Origin of the sequence: Caballeronia sp. BR00000012568055 (genome assembly GCF_029439455.1) — a bacterium.
Lineage (GTDB): Bacteria > Pseudomonadota > Gammaproteobacteria > Burkholderiales > Burkholderiaceae > Caballeronia.
Window position 1 is genome coordinate 1 of the sequence record NZ_JAQFVG010000074.1, and the last position, 3,310, is coordinate 3,310.

Annotated in this window: 4 protein-coding genes and 1 pseudogene; 3 read left to right on the forward strand and 2 right to left on the reverse strand. The window is 55.5% G+C overall.

Annotated features, from left to right (window positions below):
• Nucleotides 1–134 precede the first annotated feature (134 nt).
• A pseudogene (locus tag P7F28_RS33810) lies at nt 135–215 on the reverse strand (hypothetical protein); the annotation flags it as partial.
• A 185-nt stretch (nt 216–400) separates the two neighbouring features.
• Nucleotides 401–925 carry a hypothetical protein gene (locus tag P7F28_RS04810; protein WP_277183299.1) on the reverse strand — a complete coding sequence of 175 codons (525 nt, stop codon included), beginning with the start codon at nt 923–925 and terminating at the stop codon, nt 401–403.
• Nucleotides 926–1,629: 704 nt separating this feature from the next.
• On the opposite strand from P7F28_RS04810, the gene P7F28_RS04815 reads away from it, so the two are divergent.
• From P7F28_RS04815 to P7F28_RS33815, 3 genes are all read left to right on the forward strand, one after another.
• Nucleotides 1,630–1,920, forward strand: a complete 291-nt coding sequence (locus P7F28_RS04815) for a hypothetical protein (RefSeq protein WP_277183300.1) — start codon at nt 1,630–1,632, stop codon at nt 1,918–1,920.
• 149 nt (nt 1,921–2,069) lie between these two features.
• A complete protein-coding gene (locus P7F28_RS04820; protein ID WP_277183301.1) occupies nt 2,070–2,447 on the forward strand; it encodes a hypothetical protein in 378 nt (125 codons plus the stop codon).
• 119 nt (nt 2,448–2,566) lie between these two features.
• Nucleotides 2,567–2,872, forward strand: a complete 306-nt coding sequence (locus P7F28_RS33815; RefSeq protein ID WP_368860323.1) for a putative phosphothreonine lyase domain-containg protein — start codon at nt 2,567–2,569, stop codon at nt 2,870–2,872.
• The last annotated feature ends 438 nt before the right edge of the window (nt 2,873–3,310 follow it).

Genomic DNA, 3,310 nt, shown 5'->3' on the forward strand with positions numbered 1-3,310 from the left:
CCGCTCGCTCAAGACCGCCGACTCATCCACGGCTGCACCGACAGTTCGTCTTCGAGGATGGCGGAGGCGCAATCTTCCCAGCTATCCGCAGCCTCCCACGCGTCAACCCAGCTAGGCATAGCCGTTATTCCTGTCGCCGCGGATACCTGCAGGAAAAACGAAAACCTGAAAGCCCCTCGATTGATCTTCTCCTCTACTGACTCGATCGATTCAATAACGCCCCCCCTGCAAGCTCATGGACCGATCTGAAGTAACCTGTCCCCCGACGCATCAGCAGAACTCGCGTCGCGCGCGACACTAGGCCAGCCCACATTGCGGCTACATCGCTAGGTTGCTCATCTTCCATCCGCACTATCCTCTTATGGCGCGGCCCTGGATCCAAGAGGCCGCTTATAGCGGGTCACAGCAAGCACCGCTGCGAGACTCTTCCTTGCGGCTGACCAACCTTGTCGTCGTTCGTCACATCGCTGATCGCCTTCTCTCGCTCGTCTTTTTTTCGGCATTGTTCGACGTCCATCTTTCGATGGGTTTCCTGTCGTGGCCTGCAGGACGAGCACACGACAGCCAGACACGCGACGTCAACCGGTTGTCCGACAGAACCGTGCATGTCAACACAGCTTTCCACGTAGGTCAGATGGAACTGCGTCATGTCGATAGGGAATCCACATTTAGAACAAGGCTCTATCGGGCCAAGGTCTGGGTGACGGATCGGTACTCCCTCTCGCGCCATCACCTCCTCGCGGCGAAGGTCTGCACAAAGTTGAGAGCAATAACACTCTAGTCCCCAACTGTCCTCAATTTCCGCTTCGGGGATGCCGTCTGAAAAGTGAACTCGCTCCCACTCTCGAGCAATTTCGAACACTCGCCCGCTGAAGATTCGATCGCACGTGAAGCATTGATAGCTGTCACTGTCCAAGGTTTCCATGACTTGCTCCAGTTGCCACTGACCCGTATGACGATCGCGTTCAATCGTGCTGTGTTGGGAATAGCCGTATCCGCATACGCGGCTCGACGGACAATGCCCGCTCGCCTCACTGAAATTCGCCAAGCGATCTGTGCGCGATTCACAGCAAGTCTCTACAGGGAAAATTCTAGCCCTTGGTGCAGATGGCAGCAAACGATAAGAAGCCTTTGATCCCTGCCCAGGGCAGATTCCGGGGCCGGGTTCGCACGGTGCTGAATAAAACTTCGGTTCGCCTTTTCTTTAAAGCCCCATCCCACCGATAGAAAGGTTGATAATATCGATTTGTACGGAATACTGAAAGTACCATTTACATGTTTCGATTCAACCAAGATAGAATCCTACTGATTGCCGAATAAGCTTGTAAGCAAAATCGATGCTCTTTCCCTCTACTCACTCCCACATCGATATTTGCCAAACCGTAAAAAATGACCTTAAGCGCAAAAGAAGAATAACTTTCGCCGTATGGACGCGAAAGGATGACAAGACTACTATCCGCTCATTGAGACGAACCGACAGGCGACGGTGTTGTATCTTAGGTGCGTGGCGACTCCGTTTCTCGCTTGTCGGCACGCCACTACGGTCACATTTCAACGTGTTCATTGACTTGGAAATCACGGCACGAAAGCAACACATATCGCTACGCCGTTGCGCGACCCAATATCCGCATGTTGGCCGATTCGCACTGGATCGAAGCGCAATCGCAGCGGCGGGCCCGCAAACTTGAAGGCTGGATCTCCGAATGCCGCAACCTCGTCGCATTAGAACTCGGTGCAGGTCACGCGATTCCTACGGTGGACAAGTTCGGCGAACACTATGCCCGCCGTCTGACCCGCGTTAATCCGCGCGACTTCAAAGTTCCTCAAGGTCGGCGCGTAGGCGTCGCCGACACGGCACTTCATTTCTTGGAACGGGTGGATCAATTTCTCGACGGACAGCCCGACAGGCGAGCTACCTGATGTCAGAACGGCGCCCGAACCCGCTATCGCAAAAAAGCATGATCCGTCCCATCGAACGGTAGACGCCTTCTGCTTGTACGGTCGACACCTCTTGCGCACGTCGATCGACGTTGATACGTTGGACGGATCCTTCGCGCCGAGGTGTCCACATGAGCCTAAAGCCTTTTCCCGTCGACTTTCCGAGGACCTCCTCGCAGGGCGCGATTTCCGGGGCGCAGCCCAAGCTTCTGCTGCGAAAGGTCGGTGACACGTACCAAGCGGGACCGACCGATGATGAGGTGTATGAGAGGTTCATCGTATGTGATGACCTCGCGGAGCAACTGGCAGCGTATGCGTCCCGAAAGATGACGGCGAACGCGTGGTCCCTGGAGACGGCGATGGCTAAGGTCGAGGCAGGAGTGTTCAAAAAGGTCCACAGCGGAATTTGGGACTTTTCGACCGCCGAGGTAGCCTGGACGATCGAGCGTATGCGCCAGATTTTGACGGATGCTACCGCGGCCCAAATACGTAAAAGTGGGTTCAAGTGAACGAACAATTACCACTGACAGAGCGCCTGCTCCGAAAGTCGGACACGCCTTCTGAAGACCTCAGTCGCAGTTGGCACCTCAAAATGTCTCCGCTCTGCAAGAACGTTATCTCCGGCCACATGACGGGGAAATGGTGCATCTTTGTTCCCCGAGCGGAAGTCGATGCAGCGTGGGACAAAATCAAAGACGCCCTCGAGCACAATCAACTGCTGTGTGCCAAGGTTTCGACCGCGCTACGAAGCATGGCGCACGGGAGCATTCACGTCATCTGCGTGTACACCGATAATTGGGCCAACGTGCAAGATCTTATGCACACACGCGACGTCTTGCGAACGTTGGGCTTCACAGAGGAACTTGGCTACAAGCGCGACGTTGACACTCGGAACGGCCGCACCGGTCCCGATGAGTGGTATTTGCGCGTCTAGGCCAACAAGCTTCGAGGAGGGGTGCGCAAAGGTCCGCAGTGGAATATGGGACTTTTCATCGGCGGAGGTACCTGGACGATCGAGCGTGTCCGTCAAATCTTGACGGATGCCATGGCGGACCAAACACGTGTCGGGCCGGATTCAAGCATCCCGACACAAGATCGAGACGCCCCCCGGCGACGAATGAGGGCCCTCCCGCTTGTCTTGCCCTCGCCAATGCTTTTTGTGAACAGGCACGCAAGTGATGTCGCGAGGCAGCAACGCCACCATGATGCTTGCGATGCTGACGTCTTAGTCCACGTCGACCGGAACATCATATCGATGGTTCAGGTATTCCTCCCAGCGCCGAGTCAAGAGCACTCTAAAAAACTGCGTCGAAGTGGTACCGTCCAGATGTCGTATATCTCGCCGCCCTCCTCGTCGTATTGCCAATTTCCG